General features: G+C 60.2%; 16 protein-coding genes and 2 tRNA genes. 4 read left to right on the top strand and 14 right to left on the bottom strand.

Annotated features, from left to right (window positions below):
* Positions 1–26: 26 nt before the first annotated feature.
* The 7 genes from dnaB to rnr all read right to left on the bottom strand — a co-directional run bounded on the left by dnaB (position 27) and on the right by rnr (position 7257).
* Positions 27–1424 (bottom strand): replicative DNA helicase, encoded by a 1398-nt coding sequence (dnaB, locus tag ACZZZ4_RS11615; RefSeq protein ID WP_016771936.1) that lies wholly within the window; start codon positions 1422–1424, stop codon positions 27–29.
* A 119-nt stretch (positions 1425–1543) separates the two neighbouring features.
* A complete protein-coding gene (gene rplI, locus ACZZZ4_RS11610) occupies positions 1544–1990 on the bottom strand; it encodes a 50S ribosomal protein L9 (RefSeq protein WP_003221136.1) in 447 nt (148 codons plus the stop codon).
* A gap of 18 nt (positions 1991–2008) precedes the next feature.
* Complete coding sequence (locus ACZZZ4_RS11605; RefSeq protein WP_016771937.1) at positions 2009–2902, bottom strand: hypothetical protein; 894 nt, start codon at positions 2900–2902, stop codon at positions 2009–2011.
* A 36-nt stretch (positions 2903–2938) separates the two neighbouring features.
* On the bottom strand, positions 2939–3169 hold the full coding sequence (rpsR, locus tag ACZZZ4_RS11600) for a 30S ribosomal protein S18 (RefSeq protein WP_002551829.1): 231 nt from the start codon (positions 3167–3169) through the stop codon (positions 2939–2941).
* A 29-nt stretch (positions 3170–3198) separates the two neighbouring features.
* The gene (rpsF, locus tag ACZZZ4_RS11595; RefSeq protein ID WP_016771938.1) at positions 3199–3621 is read right to left on the bottom strand and encodes a 30S ribosomal protein S6; all 423 of its coding nucleotides are present in this window, start codon (positions 3619–3621) and stop codon (positions 3199–3201) included.
* 238 nt (positions 3622–3859) lie between these two features.
* Positions 3860–4630, bottom strand: a complete 771-nt coding sequence (rlmB, locus tag ACZZZ4_RS11590) for a 23S rRNA (guanosine(2251)-2'-O)-methyltransferase RlmB (RefSeq protein WP_039756866.1) — start codon at positions 4628–4630, stop codon at positions 3860–3862.
* Positions 4627–7257, bottom strand: a complete 2631-nt coding sequence (gene rnr / locus ACZZZ4_RS11585; RefSeq protein WP_463547854.1) for a ribonuclease R — start codon at positions 7255–7257, stop codon at positions 4627–4629. The genes rlmB and rnr overlap by 4 nt, the downstream gene beginning before the upstream one ends.
* Before the next feature lie 225 nt (positions 7258–7482).
* On the opposite strand from rnr, the gene ACZZZ4_RS11580 reads away from it, so the two are divergent.
* From ACZZZ4_RS11580 to ACZZZ4_RS11565, 4 genes are all read left to right on the top strand, one after another.
* Positions 7483–7569 (top strand) — tRNA-Leu (locus ACZZZ4_RS11580).
* A gap of 180 nt (positions 7570–7749) precedes the next feature.
* A tRNA-Leu gene (locus ACZZZ4_RS11575) sits at positions 7750–7836 on the top strand.
* Between the two features lie 301 nt (positions 7837–8137).
* The gene (locus tag ACZZZ4_RS11570) at positions 8138–9148 is read left to right on the top strand and encodes an extracellular solute-binding protein (protein WP_016771941.1); all 1011 of its coding nucleotides are present in this window, start codon (positions 8138–8140) and stop codon (positions 9146–9148) included.
* Positions 9148–10713 (top strand): ABC transporter permease, encoded by a 1566-nt coding sequence (locus ACZZZ4_RS11565; protein WP_463547853.1) that lies wholly within the window; start codon positions 9148–9150, stop codon positions 10711–10713. Before ACZZZ4_RS11570 ends, ACZZZ4_RS11565 begins: the two co-directional genes overlap by 1 nt.
* Before the next feature lie 80 nt (positions 10714–10793).
* On the opposite strand, the gene ACZZZ4_RS11560 is transcribed toward ACZZZ4_RS11565, so the two are convergent.
* The 7 genes from ACZZZ4_RS11560 to hfq all read right to left on the bottom strand — a co-directional run bounded on the left by ACZZZ4_RS11560 (position 10794) and on the right by hfq (position 19425).
* Positions 10794–12728 (bottom strand): methyl-accepting chemotaxis protein, encoded by a 1935-nt coding sequence (locus tag ACZZZ4_RS11560; protein WP_463547852.1) that lies wholly within the window; start codon positions 12726–12728, stop codon positions 10794–10796.
* A gap of 139 nt (positions 12729–12867) precedes the next feature.
* On the bottom strand, positions 12868–14157 hold the full coding sequence (locus ACZZZ4_RS11555; RefSeq protein WP_039756860.1) for an adenylosuccinate synthase: 1290 nt from the start codon (positions 14155–14157) through the stop codon (positions 12868–12870).
* 54 nt (positions 14158–14211) lie between these two features.
* Positions 14212–15399 carry an ATP phosphoribosyltransferase regulatory subunit gene (locus ACZZZ4_RS11550; protein WP_016771944.1) on the bottom strand — a complete coding sequence of 396 codons (1188 nt, stop codon included), beginning with the start codon at positions 15397–15399 and terminating at the stop codon, positions 14212–14214.
* Between the two features lie 313 nt (positions 15400–15712).
* Positions 15713–16582: a protease modulator HflC gene (gene hflC, locus ACZZZ4_RS11545; RefSeq protein WP_039756857.1), complete on the bottom strand. Its 870-nt coding sequence runs from the start codon at positions 16580–16582 to the stop codon at positions 15713–15715.
* Positions 16582–17748: an FtsH protease activity modulator HflK gene (gene hflK / locus ACZZZ4_RS11540; RefSeq protein ID WP_024011368.1), complete on the bottom strand. Its 1167-nt coding sequence runs from the start codon at positions 17746–17748 to the stop codon at positions 16582–16584. Before hflK ends, hflC begins: the two co-directional genes overlap by 1 nt.
* 96 nt (positions 17749–17844) lie before the next feature.
* On the bottom strand, positions 17845–19146 hold the full coding sequence (gene hflX / locus ACZZZ4_RS11535) for a ribosome rescue GTPase HflX (RefSeq protein WP_129998184.1): 1302 nt from the start codon (positions 19144–19146) through the stop codon (positions 17845–17847).
* A gap of 12 nt (positions 19147–19158) precedes the next feature.
* Positions 19159–19425 (bottom strand): RNA chaperone Hfq, encoded by a 267-nt coding sequence (hfq, locus tag ACZZZ4_RS11530; RefSeq protein ID WP_016771947.1) that lies wholly within the window; start codon positions 19423–19425, stop codon positions 19159–19161.
* Positions 19426–19462 lie beyond the last annotated feature (37 nt).

Raw genomic sequence — 19462 nt, 5'->3', positions numbered from 1 at the left:
CAGCAGACCGGCGATCCGGTCTGCTGTTACTCGTCGTCGTCGAAGTTGTAACTGCCCGGCGCGAGGTTTTCGAAACGCGTGTACTTGCCGATGAACGCCAGCCGGATAAAACCGATCGGACCGTTACGCTGCTTGCCGATGATGATTTCAGCAATGCCTTTGTGCTCGGTTTCCGGGTGATACACCTCGTCGCGGTAAACGAACATGATCACGTCGGCGTCCTGCTCGATCGCTCCGGATTCGCGCAAGTCGGAGTTCACCGGGCGCTTGTTCGGGCGTTGTTCGAGGGAGCGGTTGAGCTGCGACAGCGCCACTACCGGACAGTTGAATTCCTTGGCCAGGGCTTTCAGCGATCGCGAAATCTCGGAAATTTCGTTGGTGCGGTTATCACCACTGGAACCAGGGATCTGCATCAACTGCAAATAGTCGATCATGATCAGGCCGACGTCGCCGTGCTCCCGCACCAGACGCCGGGTTCGCGCGCGCATTTCCGACGGGCTGATACCGGCGGTGTCATCAATAAACAGTTTGCGATCGTTGAGCAGGTTGACCGCCGAAGTCAGGCGCGGCCAGTCATCGTCTTCGAGCTGGCCGGAACGCACCTTGGTCTGGTCGATACGGCCGAGCGAGGACAGCATACGCATGATGAGCGATTCGCCTGGCATCTCGAGGGAGTAAACGAGGACAGCCTTCTCGCTGCGCAATACGGCGTTTTCCACCAGGTTCATCGCGAAGGTGGTTTTACCCATCGACGGACGGCCCGCGACGATGATCAGGTCGGACGGTTGCAAGCCGCTGGTCTTCTCGTCGAGGTCGGTGTAGCCGGTGGACAGGCCGGTGATCGCGTCGGCGGTGTTGAACAACGTATCGATGCGGTCGATGGCCTTGGTCAGCAACTCATTGACGCCCACCGGGCCGCCGGTCTTCGGCCGCGCCTCGGCGATCTGGAAGATCTGGCGTTCGGCTTCATCGAGAATCTCTTCAGCGGTACGGCCTTCGGGGTTGAAGGCGCTGTCGGCGATCTCGGTGCTGATACCGATCAGTTGGCGCAACGTCGCGCGCTGGCGGACGATCTGCGCATAGGCCTTGATGTTGGCGACGGACGGGGTGTTTTTCGCCAGTTCGCCAAGATAGCCGAGGCCGCCGACTTGCGACGTCTGGCCTTCCTTGTCGAGTTGTTCGGCAAGGGTCACGACGTCGATCGGCGAGTTCTGATCGGCCAGTTTGGCGATCGCGCGGAAGATCAGGCGGTGGTCATGTCGATAGAAATCGCCGTCGGAGACTTGATCGAGCACGCGTTCCCAGGCGTTGTTGTCCAGCATCAGACCACCGAGTACAGCCTGTTCAGCCTCGATGGAATGCGGCGGCACCTTCAGGGCAGCGGTTTGCAGATCGTATTGCTCGGGAGCGGAGATATCGTTCATGGCCACTTGAGTATTAGTGAAAAGCAGGGAATTCAGAAAGACAAAGGGCACGACCTGTAAACAGGATCGTGCCCGATGTTAACCGCCTGACGGACAAGCCGCCAGCCGATCCGTGTTGCTTAAGCTGCTACCACGACAACGCGTACGGTGGCTTCAACTTCGGCGTGCAGGTGCACGGCCACGTCGAATTCACCCACGTTGCGGATGGTGCCGTTCGGCAGACGAACTTCGCTCTTCTGCACTTCAACGCCGGAGGCGGTCAGTGCGTCAGCGATGTCGTGAGTACCGATCGAACCGAACAGCTTGCCTTCGTCGCCAGCGGTGGCAGTGATGGTCACTTCCAGCTCGGCCAGTTGGGCAGCACGGCTTTCAGCCGATGCTTTACGGTCTGCGGCGGCTTTTTCCAGCTCGGCGCGACGCTCTTCGAACGCAGCCAGGTTGGCAGCGGTCGCAGCGGTAGCCTTGCCGAAAGGCAGCAGGTAGTTACGGCCGTAACCGGCCTTAACGTTTACTTTGTCGCCCAGGTTGCCCAGGTTGGCGATTTTTTCCAGAAGGATCAGTTGCATGTGAAAATCCTCTAACTTTTAACCTTCACCGTTCGCGCTGTCGGTGTCTTTCGACACGTGACGACCGCGAAAATCAATCAGGCTGTCGACAATGGCCAGAACCACGAGCAACGGATAGATCAGCTGCATGAACAACAGCAGCGTGACGTACAACCCCACCAGCCAGAAACCGGCCAGTCGCTTCTGCCCGACCAGCCCGTGAATCAAGGCCAGCCCGGCGAACACCAGCGGTACACTGCACAACGGCGTCAACATGGCCATCTGTGCACCGAGATTCGGGCCCAGAAGCATCAACGCCAGCAGTAACATCGCCGGCCCCAGCGGGATGCGGATGGCGCGAAACTCGCGACCGAAACCACCCGGGTTGTACAACAACGCCTGCCAATGCCGCCCGACAATCAGGCTCAGCACGCTGACGATCTGCAACAAGGCCGCAATCAGTCCGGTCAGGACCGGTGCAATCAGGGACGCGAAACGCGCTTGCTCATCGACCGACAATTGCTTGTAAGTCTCACCGAGGAGCGCCGGCATGACCTTTATAAGGGCCTGTGCAAGCATCTCGATCTGGGCCGCAAACGCGACCCCGAGCACCACTGAAAACACCACTCCGATCACTACGCTGACCAGCAGCGTGCGGACCCAGGATTCGCTTGCGCGCAAAACCAACGCAAGCCCCGAAGACCCCAGCAGCACCAGAAGTGCCCGTGGGTCGTCGGCATACAGCCACCAGATCAATGCCGGCAGCAGTCCCAGTGACAGAACGCCAAGGGCGTCCGTCAATCCGCGCCGCAGCAGCACAAGACTCCCGGCGGCAGCACCCAACCAATACAACAACGGCAATGTTGCACATCCGGCCACCACGAGAGTGGCCTGCATTCGGCCTCGCATGATGAACTCAGCTAAGGCGCGCATGCATTCAATCCTTTGCTACTTGTCGACTGCCCGGTCTCAGCGGCCGTGGCTGTCGGTGTAGGCCAGCAGGGCCAGGAAGCGGGCGCGCTTGATAGCGGTGGCCAGCTGACGCTGATAACGAGCTTTGGTACCGGTGATGCGGCTTGGAACGATTTTGCCGGTCTCGGATACGTAGGCTTTCAGAGTGTTGAGATCTTTGTAGTCGATCTCTTTCACGTCTTCAGCGGTGAAGCGGCAGAATTTACGACGACGGAAGAAACGTGCCATTTGATAGGCTCCTTAATAAGGTCCGTGGATTACTCGTCAGCGTTATCGCTGTTGTCGCTGTCATCACTGTCGGTGCCTTCGGCGCCTTCGTGCTCAGGACGGTCGCGACGCTCACGGCGCTCACTGCGGTTTTCTTCAGCCTTGAGCATCTCGGACTGGCCGGTAACGGCTTCGTCGCGACGGATGACCAGGTTACGGATCACTGCATCGTTGTAGCGGAAGTTGTCTTCCAGCTCGGCCAGGGCCTTGCCAGTGCACTCAACGTTCAGCATCACGTAGTGAGCCTTGTGAACATTGTTGATTGCGTAGGCCAGTTGACGACGGCCCCAGTCTTCCAGACGGTGGATTTTGCCGCCGTCTTCTTCGATCAGCTTGGTGTAACGCTCAACCATGCCGCCGACTTGCTCGCTCTGATCCGGGTGGACCAGAAAGATGATTTCGTAATGACGCATGAATGCTCCTTACGGGTTGTAGCCTGCCGCTCAAAAACGGTCAGACAAGGAGTGAATGACACTTATGGACTTGCTGGCGCGGGGCACATGCGTGCCTGCCGTCACAGCAAGGGGCGCAATTGTAGAGAAGGGACTGCGGGGGCGCAAGGCAATTGGTGAATAAATGAACAGCAGCTATGAGCTACAAGCCTCAAGCTGCAAGCGGACCGCTTCTGACTTGAGGCTTGCAGCTTGCAGCTTATAGCTTGCGCGAAGCGCTGGCCTTGGCCTTCGCGCCGCGCTGGCGCTGGGCTTCGAACAGGCACACACCGGTGGCGACCGAGACGTTGAGGCTGCTGACGCTACCGGCCATCGGCAGGTTCACCAGATAGTCGCAGTGCTCGCGGGTCAGGCGGCGCATGCCTTTGCCTTCGGCGCCCATGATCAGAATGGTCGGGCCGGTCAGGTCCTGGTCATAAATGCTGACCTCGGCTTCACCGGCTGTACCGACAACCCACAGGCCGCGCTGCTGGAGTTTTTCCAGCGTGCGCGCCAGGTTGGTCACGGCCACCAGCGGAATCACTTCCGCGGCGCCGCAGGCGACTTTACGCACCACCGGAGTCAGCGTGGCCGACTTGTCCTTCGGCACGATCACCGCCAGCGCACCGGCCGCATCGGCCGAACGCAGGCAGGCGCCGAGGTTGTGCGGATCGGTCACGCCGTCGAGCACCAGCAGCAGCGGCGCGCCTTCGGTGCGATCGAGCAACTCGTCGAGCATTGCTTCGCCCCAGACCTGGCTCGGACTGACTTCCGCGACCACGCCCTGATGCACGCCCTCAACCCAGGCGTCCATTTCGCGGCGCTCGGCCTGGCCCACCTGAACACGGTTTTCGTTGGCCAGTTCGACCAGTGTCTGCACGCGCGGATCGTTGCGGCTTTCCGCCAGCCAGATCTGCTTGACGCGCTTGGGGTGGTGACGCAACAACGCTTCTACCGCGTGAACGCCGTAGATTTTTTCCAACTGACTCATGACTTCGCCTTCGGTTTACGCGCCCCGCCACTTTTGGCTGGAGCGGAACCCGCTTTCGACAGGCCCTTACGGTGTTTGCTCGCCTTGGCTGGTTTGCCGTCGGTCGCCCTGTCAGGCGCCGACCGCCCGGTCTTTCCCCCGGACGCCGCTTTACCACCGTTTTTCGCATCGGCCAGCAAGGCCTTCTTCAATTCACGGCTTTTGCGCAGCTCGGCGTTTTTCGCCACGGCATCGCTCGGGCGATAGGCTTCGGCAACCTTTTCCTTGGCCGGACGACGGCTGGCGGTTTTTGCCGGAGCCTTTTCTTCCGCAACCTTGGCAGCAGGCGCAGCGGTTCCGGCGCCCCGCTTCTTGCGGCCGATCGGCGCGCTGATGGTTTTTTCTGCCATCTCGAAGTCGATCTTGCGCTCGTCGAGGTCGACGCGCATGACGCGTACTTCAACGGTGTCGCCAAGACGGAAACTGCGGCCGGTGCGCTCGCCCGCGAGGCGGTGATGCACAGGGTCGAAGTGGTAGTAATCGCCCGGCAGCGCAGTGACGTGCACCAGGCCTTCGACGTAGATATCGGTCAGCTCGACGAACAGACCGAAGCCGGTCACCGCGGTGATCACGCCCGGGAACGACTCGCCGACGCGATCCTTCATGAACTCGCACTTGAGCCAGTTCACTACGTCGCGGGTCGCTTCGTCGGCGCGGCGTTCGCTCATCGAGCATTGCTCGCCGAGCTGCTCCAGCGCTGCTTCGTCGTACGGATAGATGCGTGCCTTCGGAATGGTCATCGCACCGGCACGACGAACGTGCGGGGTGTCCTGCTTGGAATGGATCACGCTGCGGATTGCGCGGTGCGTGAGCAGGTCCGGGTACCGACGGATGGGCGAGGTGAAGTGGGTATAGGCTTCGTAATTCAGGCCGAAGTGACCGTCGTTCTCAGCGCTGTACACCGCTTGGCTCAACGAACGCAGCATTACGGTCTGGATCAGGTGGAAATCCGGACGATCCTTGATGCTCGCGAGCAAAGCCTGATAATCCTTCGGCGACGGACCGTCCTTGCCTTTGTGCAGGGACAGGCCGAGCTCACCAAGGAACGCGCGCAGTTTTTCCAGACGTTCCGGCGGCGGACCGGCGTGAACGCGGTACAACGCAGGAATTTCGTGCTTCTTGAGGAATTCGGCAGTGGCCACGTTGGCGGCCAGCATGCATTCCTCGATCAGCTTGTGCGCATCGTTGCGCACGGTCGGACGAATTTCGGCAATCTTGCGCTCGGAGCCGAAGATGATCCGGGTCTCCTGGGTTTCGAAATCGATCGCGCCACGTACGTGGCGTGCGGCCAGCAATACTTTGTACAACGCGTACAGCTGCTTTAGATGCGGCACGACGTCGGTGTACTCACCGCGCAATTTGCGCGCTTCGGTAGCCTTCGGCGTTTCCAGCATCGCGCTGACCTTGTTGTAGGTCAGACGGGCATGGGAATGGATCACCGCCTCATAGAAGCAGTAGTCGGTCATTTCGCCGGACTTGGAGATGGTCATCTCGCAAACCATGGCCAGACGGTCGACTTGCGGGTTCAGCGAGCACAGACCGTTGGACAGTTGCTCTGGCAGCATCGGAATCACGCGCTCGGGGAAGTACACCGAGTTGCCGCGAACCTGAGCTTCGTTGTCCAGCGCCGAGCCGATCTTCACGTAGCTGGAGACGTCGGCAATCGCCACGTACAACTTCCATCCACCGGAGAACAGGCGCAGCTTGCCCGGTCTGGCTTCGCAGTAGACCGCGTCGTCGAAGTCGCGGGCATCTTCGCCGTCGATGGTGACGAACGGCAGATGGCGCAGGTCGATGCGCTTCTCTTTGTCTTTTTCTTCAACTTCCGGCTTGAGCTTGGCAGCTTCTTTCACAACCGCTTCAGGCCAGACGTGCGGAATGTCATAAGTGCGCAGGGCAACATCGATTTCCATGCCCGGCGCCATGTAGTTGCCGACCACTTCGACCACATCGCCTTGCGGCTGGAAGCGCGGCGTTGGCCAGTGAGTGATTTTCACCTCGACGAACTGACCGATCTGCGCATTGGCGTTACGGCCCGGAGTGACCAGCACTTCCTGCTGGATCTTCGGATTGTCGGCAACGACGAAACCGATGCCGCCTTCTTCGAAGTAGCGGCCGACGATGGTTTCGTGAGCGCGGGACACCACTTCGACGATCACGCCTTCACGGCGACCACGACGGTCGAGACCGGAAACCCGGGCCAGCGCACGGTCACCATCGAACACCAGACGCATTTGCGCCGGGCTCATGAACAGGTCGTCGCTGCCGTCGTCCGGCACCAGGAAGCCGAAGCCGTCGCGGTGACCGCTGATGCGGCCGAGGATCAGGTCGAGCTTGTCTACCGGCGCGTAAGTACCACGGCGGGTATAGATCAATTGAGCGTCGCGCTCCATGGCGCGCAAGCGGCGGCGCAGGGCTTCGATCTGGTCTTCTGTGGTCAGACCAAACTCTTCAACCAGTTGCTCGCGGGCAGCAGGCGAACCCCGATCGGCGAGGTGCGCCAGGATCAGTTCGCGGCTGGGAATAGGGTTTTCGTATTTTTCCGCTTCACGAGCGGCCTCGGGATCGAGGGACTGCCAATCGGCCATTAGAGAGTTTTCACCTTGTCTATATGCGGGTTAGTTTGGCATAGGCGCCGGGAAACGGGAAATTTCCGCTTCTATAAGGCTTTGCAAGGCCCTGTATCGACGCTCCGATACCGTTTTGAACGCCGCTGGTAAAAAAATTCAGTTTTTTCTACAGCAGGGGTTTACAGTTAAAAAAGCGCTCCGTATAGTGCGCGCCATCGACGACGCACAAGCGCTTTCGATGATGCCCAGGTGGTGAAATTGGTAGACACGCCAGCTTCAGGTGCTGGTGACCTTACGGTCGTGGAAGTTCGAGTCTTCTCCTGGGCACCAATTTCGAGTTTGAGACTAGATCAGTTTCAAGACTCACACAAAACCCGCGAAAGCGGGTTTTTTGCATTTGCGGAAAAGCTTTTGTTCGCACTGATTTATTAAAACCAAATCAGGGGTTTACAGATCAAAAAGGCCTCCGTATAGTGCGCCACATCAACAGCGGCAACGCTTGCGATGATTGCCCAGATGGTGAAATTGGTAGACACGCCAGCTTCAGGTGCTGGTGACCTTACGGTCGTGGAAGTTCGAGTCTTCTTCTGGGCACCAATTCAAATTCAAGGTTCAGGCCTTGGATTTCACAAAAACCCGCGAAAGCGGGTTTTTGCGTTTCTGGCTTCCTGAATTCCTGCAGGTCTTGTAGGAGCTGACGAGTGCAACGAGGCTGCGATCTCTTGATCTTGCTTTTGCCCTTCTCGACTAAACGCAAGATCAAAAGATCGTCCGAACGCCGCCCGAGCCTTCGGCAGCTCCAACACAATCGCCAGTCGCCCCACAAGGCGCACTTGAGAAACAATATCGTTTATCATTGTTGCAAGTTTTTGCAATGCGACAGTGAGGAACCCTGCGAATGACGTTTCGAAATACCCTGCGCCGAGGCCTGACCTTCACCCTCCTCGGCCTGGCGCTCGCCACTCCCCTCACCCAGGCTGCCGATGCGGTTTCCCTGACTCTCTACAACGGCCAGCACAAGGAAGTCGGCGACGCGATTGCCAAGGCTTTTGAAGCCAAGACCGGCATCCACGTCAACGTGCGCAAAGGCAGCAGCAACCAGCTCGCCAGCCAGATTATCGAAGAAGGCGATCGCTCCCCCGCCGATGTGATCTACACCGAAGAGTCGCCGCCGCTGAACAACCTCGGCGAACAGGGGCTGCTGGCCAAGGCCGATGACGCGACACTGGCGGTTCTGCCAGAAAAGTATGTCGCCGCCAACGGCACCTGGATCGGCGTTACCGCCCGCGTACGCGTGGTCGCGTTCAACCCGAAACTGATCGACGAAAAAGACCTGCCGAAATCGGTGATGGAATTCTCCGAGCCGCAATGGCAAGGCAAGGTCGGTTTCGTGCCGACCAGTGGCGCCTTCCAGGAACAAGCCGTAGCAATCATCAAACTGCACGGTCGTGACGCTGCCGAAGAGTGGCTGACCGGTTTGCGCGCGTTCGGCAAGACCTACAGCAACAACATGGTCGCGCTTAAAGCGGTGGAAAACGGCGAAGTCGCTACCGTGCTGGTGAACAATTACTACTGGTTCGCCCTGCAACGCGAGAAAGGCAAGCTCGACTCCAAGCTGCATTATTTCACCGGCGGCGACGCTGGCGGCTTGATCACCGTGTCCAGCGCTGCCGTGCTGAAATCCAGCAAACATCCAAAAGAAGCCCAGCAATTCCTCGCCTTCATGGCCAGCGAAGAAGGTCAGCGCGTGATCACCCAGACCACCGCCGAATACCCGCTGCACAAAGGCATGGAATCGGATCGCGGCCTCAAGCCGTTCAGCGAACTGGAAGCGCCGAATGTCACTCCGGCGGATCTGGGCAATGCTGAAGAAGCGCTGGAACTGGAACGCGAAGTTGGCCTGAACTGATGGCAGCATCGTTATCCGCCCCCGCCGCGCGCGGGGGTTACGTACCGAGACGCAGACGCCCGTCGATCTGGCTGGTGTTGCCGGTTCTGCTACTGGTGGTACTCAGCCTGTTGCCACTGGCCTACGTCGGGACGAAAGCCTGGCAGGCCGGTTGGGCCGAGGCGCTGCACCTGTTGTGGCGCCCGTATGTGTTTGGCCTGTTGCGCAACACTTTGGCACTGATGGTCGGCGTGACGGTGACCTGTGGCGTGATCGGCCTGTCACTGGCGTGGTTGCTGGAACGCAGCAATCTGCCGGGGCGGCGCCTGTGGGGTGTGATCCTGTGCCTGCCGTTTGCGGTGCCGGCGTTTGTCAGCAGCTTCACCTGGGTGTCGCTCAGCGCGCAATTCGAAGGACTCGGCGGGGCGATTTTGGTGATGAGCCTGTCGAAATATCCGCTGATCTTTCTGCCGGTTGCCGCCACCCTGCGCAATCTCGATCCCTCCCTCGAAGAATCCGCCCGCACGTTGGGACAGAATCGCTGGGGCGTGTTTTTCCGCGTCACCCTGCCGCTGCTGTGGCCATCGCTGCTGGCCGGTTCGCTGCTGATTGCCCTGCACATGCTGGTGGAATTCGGCGCGCTGTCGATCATTGGCCTGCAGACCTTCACCACGGCGATCTACCAGCAATTCGAACTGGAATTCAGCAATGCCAACGCCGCGATGCTTTCGGCGGTGTTGCTGGCGCTGTGTCTGCTGCTGTTGTGGCTGGAGCTGCGCGTGCGTGGCAAGGGCCGGCATGTGCGCACCGGCCAGGGCGCGGCACGACAGGCTGAGCAAGTGCAGCTTGGGCCATGGGCGGCGGCAGGTCAGTTGTATTGCCTGTTGCTGGCGATTATCGGCAGCGGCATTCCGTTGGGGATGTTGGCCTACTGGCTGGCGGTCGGCTCATCGGCGGCGTTCCCGGTAGCGGCAATCAGCGAGGCACTGCTGTCATCGCTGGCATTGTCGTTGGGCGGCGCGGCGCTGTGTCTGGTGCTGGCAGTACCGGTCGGGTTGCTGGTGGTGCGCCACAAGGGCCAGTTGGCAATCTGGGCCGAACGCTTGCCGTATCTGCTGCACGCACTGCCGGGGCTGGTGATCGCGTTGACGCTGGTCTATTTCGCCCTGCATTACGTGCCGGTGCTGTATCAGACGTCGGGCTTGCTGCTGATCGCTTATGCGCTGCTGTTTCTGCCACTGGCGCAAGCGCCGATCCGTACCGCGCTGAACAAGGCTGCGCCGCAGCTGGAAGAAGCGGCGCGGACCTTGGGCGCATCGTCGTTCACGGCGTTTTGCCGGGTGACCTTGCCGATCATTTTCCCGGCATTGGGCGCGGCTTTTGCGCTGGTGTTTCTTGATGCAATGAAGGAATTGACGGCGACGTTGCTGCTCAGCCCAACCGGACTGAACACGCTGGCGACCGAGGTCTGGGCGCACACGGCGAATGTCGAGTTTGCCGCAGCGGCGCCTTATGCGGCGTTGTTGATTGTGGTCTCGGGGTTGCCGGTTTATCTGCTGACGACGCGGATGTATCTGAGCCGCTAAAAGAACGCAGCCTTCGGCAGCTCCCACATCGGAATTTGCGTTTCCCTGTAGGCGCTGCCGCAGGCTGCGATCTTTTGATCTTAAGCGCGGAATTGTCCCAGGCTAGCCTTCAATTGCGCCGCCAGACCATCCAGCACCTTGCCACTGGCCGTGGTCTCCACCACTGCCTGCGCCGCTTTCTCGGCCTGTGCATGAATCGTCTCGACGCGCCCACGCACTGCCTGTGCGCCCTGCGCCTGATGCGCTGCTGCTTGCGTCGCCAGACCGATCGCCGCATGCACCTGCTCAACCGAAGCCTGCACCGACTGTTGCAACCGCGCGCTGTCGCGCAACACCAGCAAACCTTCGCTGGCCTGCCGTCCGGCCTGGCCGATCGCCTCGACCGCCTCACGCGCGCCCTGCTGCAGCGCAACAATGTGCGCCTGAATATCACCGGTGGAGCTTTGCGTCTTGCTCGCCAGCGCACGCACTTCGTCCGCGACCACGGCGAATCCCCGACCGGTCTCACCAGCGCGCGCCGCCTCGATCGCTGCGTTCAACGCCAGCAGATTGGTCTGCTCGGCGATACCGTGAATCACCGTCAGCACCACCTCAATCTGTTCGCTCTGCTGCGCCAGGCGCTCGATGACTTTCGCCCCGGTATCGACTTGCCCCGCCAGCGCTTCGATCAGGCCGCCGACCTTCGCCGAGGTTCGGGTGTTTTCATCGGTGGCCTGGCGGATTTCCACGACTTGTTTGAGTGCCGCTTGCATGGCATGACTTTCCGATTGCGCTTCGTCAGCCATCTGCGAGAGCGCACGCAGGCTTTCTGCGACCTCATCACGCTGCATCCCGGCGGCCGCATCGGCGCCGGCATTGCGCAAAGTCATCGCGCCAATTTCCACGCCAGTGCGCTGAGCGACATCGCCCGCCTCGCGTACGATCGGCTGCAACTTGTCGACGAAGCGATTGACCGCTGAGGCCATATCACCGATCTCATCCTTGCTGTTGATCTGCACACGCTTGGTCAAATCGCCCTCGCCTGCCGCCAGATCATCCATTGCCGCGTTGAGCATTTTCAGGCGATTGACCACCCGATGACCAAGCACCACGGCCAGCAACAGCAGCACGCCGCAACCGACCAGTGCCAGGCCGAGGCCGATACGCCAGCGCAGTGTCGCGGCAGCGCCTTGAACGGTTTGTGCGGTGTTGGCTTTCATTTCGCCAGCGGTGCCCTGCGCCGATTGCAGGCGCGCCTGCATTGCCTTGGCGCTGTCCGCCGCTGCGCCTTTGAGGCTGTCGCCGACCAATTGATCGCTGCTGGCAATCAGCGCGAGGAAGCGCTTGTCGAGCTCGGCCAGATCGGTTTCCACCGAGGCCGTGGAAACGCCCATCAGCACTTTGCCGATTTCCACGCCGTTGGGATTGATCGAGGCTTCGAGGTAGTAGACCGAAGGATCGTTCTTTGCCGCATCCAGTACTTTATCCAGCGCACGCTCGCCCTGACCTTTTTCCAGCAAGGCCTTGTTGATCGGGTTTTCACGGTTGAGATAACGGGTCAGATGCTGGCCGGTGGCGTCGTCATACACCACGAACAGCACATTGGGGTTGCGCTGGGCGCGACGAGCGAACTCCGAGAGCGTCGGCACGTCGCTGTCCCACATGGCACGCGGCGCTACCGAGGCGAGCAACTGCGCCATGTCGTTGGCCGAATCCTTGAGATCCTTTTCCAGCGTCGCCCGTAGTTGCGCCTGCTCTTCTTTGAGGCGGGCAGACAAACCGGCGGTCAGGCGCTGACGAGTGCTGGCTGACAAAGCATCAAGGCTTGAAGTGACTTCACGCCCGGCCTGCTCCAGTTCACCGGAGAGTTTCTGGCTGTCGGCACCCAGGCGCACAGCCAGATCGGCTTCCAGCGCCGTCACAGTGCTCCGCGTCAGGGCAACCGCCACCAACACCTGCACCAAAAGGGCGATACCAAGGGTAACGAACACCGGCCGCAACAAACGGCTTTGTAACAGTGAGAGAACGGCTGACACTTTAAATCCCTCTACTTCTGACGCCATTAATTTGATGGCACTCTTGTAGACAGATTCACAGCAAAGGTCATGCCGTCCAACAGGCATAAACGACAAAGGCCCCGATTAAAGGGCCTTTGTTTTTTACATCAACGACTTATCAAGCGAACGGATGACGCAGAACGATGGTTTCGTTGCGGTCCGGGCCCGTCGAAATAATGTCGATCGGCGCGCCGATCAACTCTTCAACGCGTTTGATGTAGGCACGAGCATTGGCCGGCAGCTCTTCCAGGGTCTTGGCACCCACGGTCGATTCGCTCCAGCCCGGCACTTCTTCGTACACCGGCTGCAGACCGACGTAGCTGTCAGCGTCGGTCGGGGCAACAGCGTTGCCTTGGGCATCTTTGTAGCCGACACAGATGTTGATGGTTTCCAGACCGTCGAGTACGTCCAGCTTGGTCAGGCAGATGCCCGAGATGCTGTTCACGTCGATAGCGCGACGCAGGATGACGGCATCGAACCAGCCGCAACGACGGGCGCGGCCAGTGGTAGCGCCGAACTCGTGACCTTGCTTGGCCAGGTGGGCACCGACGTCGTCAAACAGCTCGGTCGGGAACGGGCCCGAACCCACGCGCGTGGTGTAGGCCTTGGTGATGCCCAGGATGTAGTCGAGGAACATTGGACCAACGCCCGAACCGGTCGCCACGCCACCAGCGGTGGTGTTGGAGCTGGTCACGTACGGGTAGGTCCCGTGGTCGATGTCGAGCAACGAACCTTGCGCGCCTTCGAACATGATGTCCTTGCCGGCACGACGCAGGTCGTGCAGCTCGGCGGTCACGTCGAGCATCAGCGGCTTGAGCAGCTCAGCGTATTCCTTGCACTCGGCCAGGGTCTTTTCGAACTCGATGGCTGGCTCTTTGTAGTAACCGACCAGCATGAAGTTGTGGTAATCCACCAGTTCACGCAGCTTGTCTTCGAAGCGCGGCATGTTCAGCAGGTCGCCGACACGCAGGCCACGACGGGCAACCTTGTCTTCGTACGCCGGGCCGATGCCGCGACCGGTGGTACCGATCTTCAGCTCGCCACGGGCCTTTTCACGGGCCTGGTCCAGCGCGACGTGGAAGGACAGGATCAGCGGGCAGGACGGGCTGATACGCAGGCGCTCGCGCACCGGTACGCCTTTCTCTTCCAGTTTGGTGATCTCGCGCAGCAGGGCGTCAGGTGCAACCACCACGCCGTTGCCGATCAGGCACTGTACGCCTTCGCGCAGCACGCCCGACGGAATCAGGTGCAAGACGGTTTTTTCACCGTCGATCACCAGCGTGTGACCCGCGTTGTGGCCACCCTGGTAGCGCACTACGGCGGCAGCATGTTCGGTCAGCAGATCAACGATCTTGCCTTTGCCCTCATCACCCCACTGGGTGCCCAGGACTACGACATTCTTACCCATAACACTTGTCCTCATTCGCGCAAACTTGGTGCCGGCGAAGGCCGGCAGGAAAACTCAAGAAGCCAGTGGCGATACTTGCCAAAGCCCGTTCTGCTGAATCAATTGCCGGTCGCAGTCCGCATCACGGGCGGCGGCCAAAGGTTGTCCAGGCAAGGCCTGAACGACACGCTGACCCTCACTGCGCAACTGGCAAACCTGCTGCCAGAGTGCCGCATCCGTACTGTCAGGCATCCAGATACCGCCAGACGGTAGCTCGATCTCAGCACGCCCCAGGGTCACCAGGGTTTTCAAATCGGTAGAGAAACCAGTCGCCGGACGGGCGCGACCGAAGTCGGCACCGATGTCATCGTAACGACCGCCCTGAGCGATGGACTGGCCAACGCCCGGCACGAACACCGCGAACACCACACCGGTGTGGTAGTGGTAGCCGCGCAACTCGCCGAGGTCGAAATACAGCGGCAGCTGCGGGAAGCGCACGGAAAGACGCTCGGCAATCGCCAGCAGATCTTCCAGCGCCGCCAGCACCGGCGCCGGCGCATTGGCCAGACGCTCGCGGGCAGCGCTCAACACTTCACGGCCGCCGCACAGATCAACCAGTGCGCGCAGCATGCCGGACAGATCGGCCGGCAGGCCTTCGGTCAGCGTAATCACTTCATCGATGGCCTTGCGCTGCAGGGCATCGAACAACTGTTGCTCGACTTCACCGGACAGACCGGCGGCGCGAGCCAGACCACGATAGATGCCGACATGGCCGAGGTCCATGTGCACATCCGGCACATCGGCCAGTTGCAGCATGGCCAGCATCAGGCTGATGACTTCGACGTCGCTGCTCGGGCTGGCATCGCCGTACAGCTCGGCGCCCAGCTGGATCGGACTGCGCGAGGACGACAATGCACGCGGCTGGGCGTGCAGCACGCTGCCGGCGTAGCACAGGCGGCTCGGGCCTTCGCGGCGCAGGGTGTGGGCATCGATGCGCGCGACCTGCGGCGTGATGTCGGCGCGGAATCCCATCTGCCGGCCCGACTGCGGGTCGATGACCTTGAAGGTGCGCAGATCCAGGTCCTGGCCTGCACCGGTCAGCAGGGATTCCAGGTACTCGATATGGGGAGTCACGACAAACTCGTAACCCCAGCTCTGGAACAGATCCAACACCTGACGACGCGCGACTTCAATGCGCGCCGCCTCCGGTGGCAGTACTTCTTCGATGCCATCTGGCAGCAGCCAGCGGTCTACCGTTGCCATTACGCCATTCCCCTTTGATCCGGGCGGCCAGCACGAGGGCGAGCCTTGAGTGAAGCAGAAAATGACCGGGGCGTTCAAAACGCACGCGCATGAACGACGCAGCGAAAGGCCTGTTACCGGCTTCGCCCATCACTTTCCTCGAAAAACGCTCGGGCTGTTCAAACCCGATGCCTGCAACTAAAACAGCAATCAAACGTGCAGACGCAAAAAAGCCGGGAATTTCCCGGCTGCCGCATCATACACACGTTTTCCGAAAGGATCACCCCGCCCGAGGTTTTAGCCGCCGGGCGGAATGATTCAGGTCAACGCCGTATCAAGGCTTGGCTTTTTCCAGATAACGGAAGAAGTCGCTGCTTGGGTCGAGGACCATGACGTCGGACTTGTTCGCGAAGCTTTCGCGGTAGGCACGCAGGCTACGGTAGAAACCGTAGAACTCCTGATCCTGACCGTAGGCCTTGGAGTAGATCGCAGCAGCCTGGGCGTCACCGTCACCGCGAACCTCTTCGGATTCACGATAGGCTTCAGCCAGCAACACGCGGCGTTGACGATCGGCGTCGGCACGGATGCCTTCGGCCAACTCGTTACCCTTGGCGCGGTGCTCGCGAGCTTCACGCTCACGTTCGGTGCTCATTCGCTCGAACACACTGCGGTTCACTTCTTTCGGCAGATCGATCGCCTTGACCCGGACATCGACCACTTCGATACCCAGCTCTTTTTCCGCCATCTTGTTCAGCGATGCAGTGATGTCAGCCATCAACGCATCACGCTCACCCGACACCACTTCGTGCAGGGTGCGCTTGCCGAACTGGTCACGCAGACCGGATTCCAGACGACGGGACAGACGTTCATCAGCGATCTGCTTCAGACCCGAAGTCGCGGTGTAGAAGCGCTCGGCATCTTTCACCCGCCACTTGGCGTAGGCATCGACCATCACGGCTTTCTTTTCCAGGGTCAGGAAGCGCTGCGTCGGTGCATCCAGCGTCAACAGACGCGCGTCGAATTTGCGCACCTGGTTGACGTACGGCACTTTCACATGCAGGCCCGGCTGGACATCGGCCTGAACCACACGACCGAATTGCAGCAGCACCGCGCGCTCGGTCTGAGCGACGATGTAGAAGCAATTCCAGCCCACCAGTACCACGACGACGCCAACGATCAGGGCGATCAGCGATTTATTGCTCATCAGCGGGTCTCCCTTGTACGCGTCTGCGGCACGTCGGTGACATGCGGCGTGACGTCCGTGTTGTTGCTGGCGGCCGAACCGGTCACCGGTGCATTACCCGAACTGTTCTGGATCATTTTGTCCAACGGTAGGTAGAGCAGATTGCTCTGGCCGTTCTTGTTGCCGGTCACGAGTACCTTGCTGGTATTGCTGAAGACTTCCTGCATGGTGTCCAGGTACAGACGCTCGCGGGTGACTTCAGGTGCCTTGCGATACTCGGCGACCAGCTTGGTGAAGCGATCGGCCTCACCCTTGGCGCGCGAGATGGTCTCGTCGCGGTAACCATTGGCATCTTCGATGATGCGCTGGGCCTGACCACGGGCTTCCGGCACCACGCCGTTGGCATAGGTCTCGGCCTGGTTGCGCGAACGCTGCTCGTCTTCACGGGCGCGGATCACGTCATCGAAGGCTTCCTGTACTTCACGCGGTGCCGCTGCGCTCTGTACGTTGACCTGGGTGACGGTGATACCGGTGCGATAGGTATCGAGGAAACGTTGCAGACGCTCCTTGATTTCGCTGGCCATCAATTCACGACCTTCGGTCAGCACCTGGTCCATGGCGGTGGAACCGACCACGTGACGCAGTGCACTTTCGGTCGCGTGCTGCAGACTGATTTCCGGCTGATCGACGTTCAGCACGAAGTCCTGCAGGTTGCTGATCTTGTACTGCACGGTCAGCGGCACTTCGACGATGTTCTCGTCTTCAGTCAGCATCTGGCCCTGCTTGGTGTACGCACGCTCACGCGTCACGTTCTCCATGTACTTCTTGTCGATTGGCGGGAAGTAGATGTTCAGGCCCGGGCCGACAGTCTCGTAGTACTTGCCGAAGCGCAGCACCACGGCTTGCTCCTGCTCGTCCACCACATAGACCGCGCTGTACAGCCAGACAGCCGCCAGCACCACCAGGCCGATGCCGAGCAGACCGCCGAAGCCGCCACTGCTGCGCCCCGACCCGCCGCCGTCATCACCGCGTTTCTTACCACCACCGAACAACCCGTTCAGGCTTTCCTGCAGCTTTCGGAAGGCCTCGTCGAGATCCGGTGGTCCCTTGCGGTCGCCGTTATTGCGGCGCTTGCCACCCCAGGGATCCTGATTGTTCGAGTTGCCACCCGGCTCATTCCAAGCCATAGCGCTCTCCATCTGATAAAGCAAAGACGCACCCACGGCGCGCCGACCAATGCTACAGAATGCCTGCCGTTGCGGCACAACCGCTTTTTCAGGCTTTTATTGCAAAGTGTGTTGCTCGATGAATTCCATCGGCTGCAATCCTTCGCGGCTTACCAATCGATTCAGCTCGATCCGGGGCAAACGAACGGTCAGCAGGCTGACACCTTCTTCATCGTATTCTTCTTTCTGCACCGCCCCGAGCTCGAAGAACTGCGCACGCAGTCGAGCGAATCGTTGCGGCAAGCGCAAGGTGCCGACGAACAGATCACTGCCGAGCAACTCGGCGATGGCCTGCTCAAGCAGTTCCAGACCGCTGCCATCACGCGCCGAGAGCCAGACCCGTTGCGGCTTGCCATCGGCATCGCGCTGGATCTGCGGCTCGACACCTTCGAGCAAATCGAGTTTGTTATAGACCTCGAGGATCGGCAAGTCCTGGGCACCAATCTCGCCCAGCACCACCATCACCTGCTCGATCTGCAACATGCGATCCGGTTCGGCTGCATCGATCACGTGCAACAGCAGGTCGGAATTGCTCGACTCTTCGAGCGTAGACCGAAATGCCTCGACCAGCTTGTGCGGCAGGTGACGAATGAAGCCCACGGTGTCGGCCAGGACAATCGGACCGAGGTCGTCAAGCTCCAGGCGGCGCAGGGTCGGGTCGAGTGTGGCGAACAGTTGGTCGGCCGCATACACGTCGGATTTCGTCACGTTGTTGAAAAGTGTCGATTTGCCGGCGTTGGTGTAACCCACCAGCGAAACGGTAGGAATGTCCGCACGGGATCGGCCACGGCGCGACTGCTCACGCTGACTGCGTACCTTCTCCAGCCGCCCCTTGATCTGGCGCAGGCGAACCCGCAGCAGGCGGCGGTCGGTTTCCAGCTGGGTTTCACCCGGGCCGCGCATACCGATACCGCCACCCTGACGCTCAAGGTGAGTCCAACCGCGAACCAGCCGCGTGCTCATATGGTCAAGCTGGGCCAGTTCGACCTGCAGCTTGCCCTCATGGGTACGTGCGCGTTGAGCGAAGATATCGAGAATCAGCCCTGTGCGGTCGATTACGCGACACTCGAAGACACGTTCGAGGTTGCGTTCCTGACTGGGCGTGAGGATGTGATTGAAAATCACCAGATCGGCTTCTTCAGCCTTGACCAGGTCGCGCAGTTCCTCGACCTTGCCGCTGCCGATCAGATATTTGGCGGTTGGCCGATGACGCGGCACGTTAAAAAACGCGACGGTCTCGGCGCCAGCCGAATTTGCCAACTCCTGAAACTCCTGCGGATCTTCGCGCGCCTCAGGGTCCTGTCCATCCAAGTGAACGAGGATGACTCGTTCACCACCACCGTGGCGCTCAAAGAACAAAGGAGACTCCTATCAGGCGTTACCCGGCGCTGCATCGGCATCGCCCTGTTCGTTTTCGGTTGCGCTAGGCAGACGAATTGGACGAACCGGCACGACGGTCGAGATAGCGTGTTTGTAGACCATCTGGCTGACGGTGTTTTTCAGCAGGATCACGAACTGGTCGAACGACTCGATCGTCCCTTGCAGCTTGATACCGTTGACCAGGTAGATGGAAACCCCGACTTTCTCTTTACGTAAAGTGTTCAGGTAAGGGTCTTGTAGCGAATGCCCTTTTGACATGTGCCGCACTCCTTTAAGGATTCAATAATAAAAACAG

The organism is Pseudomonas sp. AC252, from assembly GCF_979258105.1.
The sequence above is the reverse complement of the archived record's forward strand: the minus strand, read 5'-3'. Positions and strand labels throughout refer to the sequence as shown.

Bases quoted from the DNA above. Each gene is read 5' to 3' on its own strand.
- rpsR (WP_002551829.1), bottom strand. From the start codon at position 3,169: ATGGCACGTTTCTTCCGTCGTCGTAAATTCTGCCGCTTCACCGCTGAA.
- ACZZZ4_RS11605 (WP_016771937.1), bottom strand. From the start codon at position 2,902: ATGCGCGCCTTAGCTGAGTTCATCATGCGAGGCCGAATGCAGGCCACT.
- ACZZZ4_RS11550 (WP_016771944.1), bottom strand. From the start codon at position 15,399: ATGGCAACGGTAGACCGCTGGCTGCTGCCAGATGGCATCGAAGAAGTA.
- ACZZZ4_RS11570 (WP_016771941.1), top strand. From the start codon at position 8,138: ATGACGTTTCGAAATACCCTGCGCCGAGGCCTGACCTTCACCCTCCTC.
- rplI (WP_003221136.1), bottom strand. From the start codon at position 1,990: ATGCAACTGATCCTTCTGGAAAAAATCGCCAACCTGGGCAACCTGGGC.
- dnaB (WP_016771936.1), bottom strand. From the start codon at position 1,424: ATGAACGATATCTCCGCTCCCGAGCAATACGATCTGCAAACCGCTGCC.
- hflC (WP_039756857.1), bottom strand. From the start codon at position 16,582: ATGAGCAATAAATCGCTGATCGCCCTGATCGTTGGCGTCGTCGTGGTA.
- ACZZZ4_RS11555 (WP_039756860.1), bottom strand. From the start codon at position 14,157: ATGGGTAAGAATGTCGTAGTCCTGGGCACCCAGTGGGGTGATGAGGGC.
- hfq (WP_016771947.1), bottom strand. From the start codon at position 19,425: ATGTCAAAAGGGCATTCGCTACAAGACCCTTACCTGAACACTTTACGT.
- hflK (WP_024011368.1), bottom strand. From the start codon at position 17,748: ATGGCTTGGAATGAGCCGGGTGGCAACTCGAACAATCAGGATCCCTGG.
- rlmB (WP_039756866.1), bottom strand. From the start codon at position 4,630: ATGAGTCAGTTGGAAAAAATCTACGGCGTTCACGCGGTAGAAGCGTTG.
- rnr (WP_463547854.1), bottom strand. From the start codon at position 7,257: ATGGCCGATTGGCAGTCCCTCGATCCCGAGGCCGCTCGTGAAGCGGAA.
- ACZZZ4_RS11565 (WP_463547853.1), top strand. From the start codon at position 9,148: ATGGCAGCATCGTTATCCGCCCCCGCCGCGCGCGGGGGTTACGTACCG.
- rpsF (WP_016771938.1), bottom strand. From the start codon at position 3,621: ATGCGTCATTACGAAATCATCTTTCTGGTCCACCCGGATCAGAGCGAG.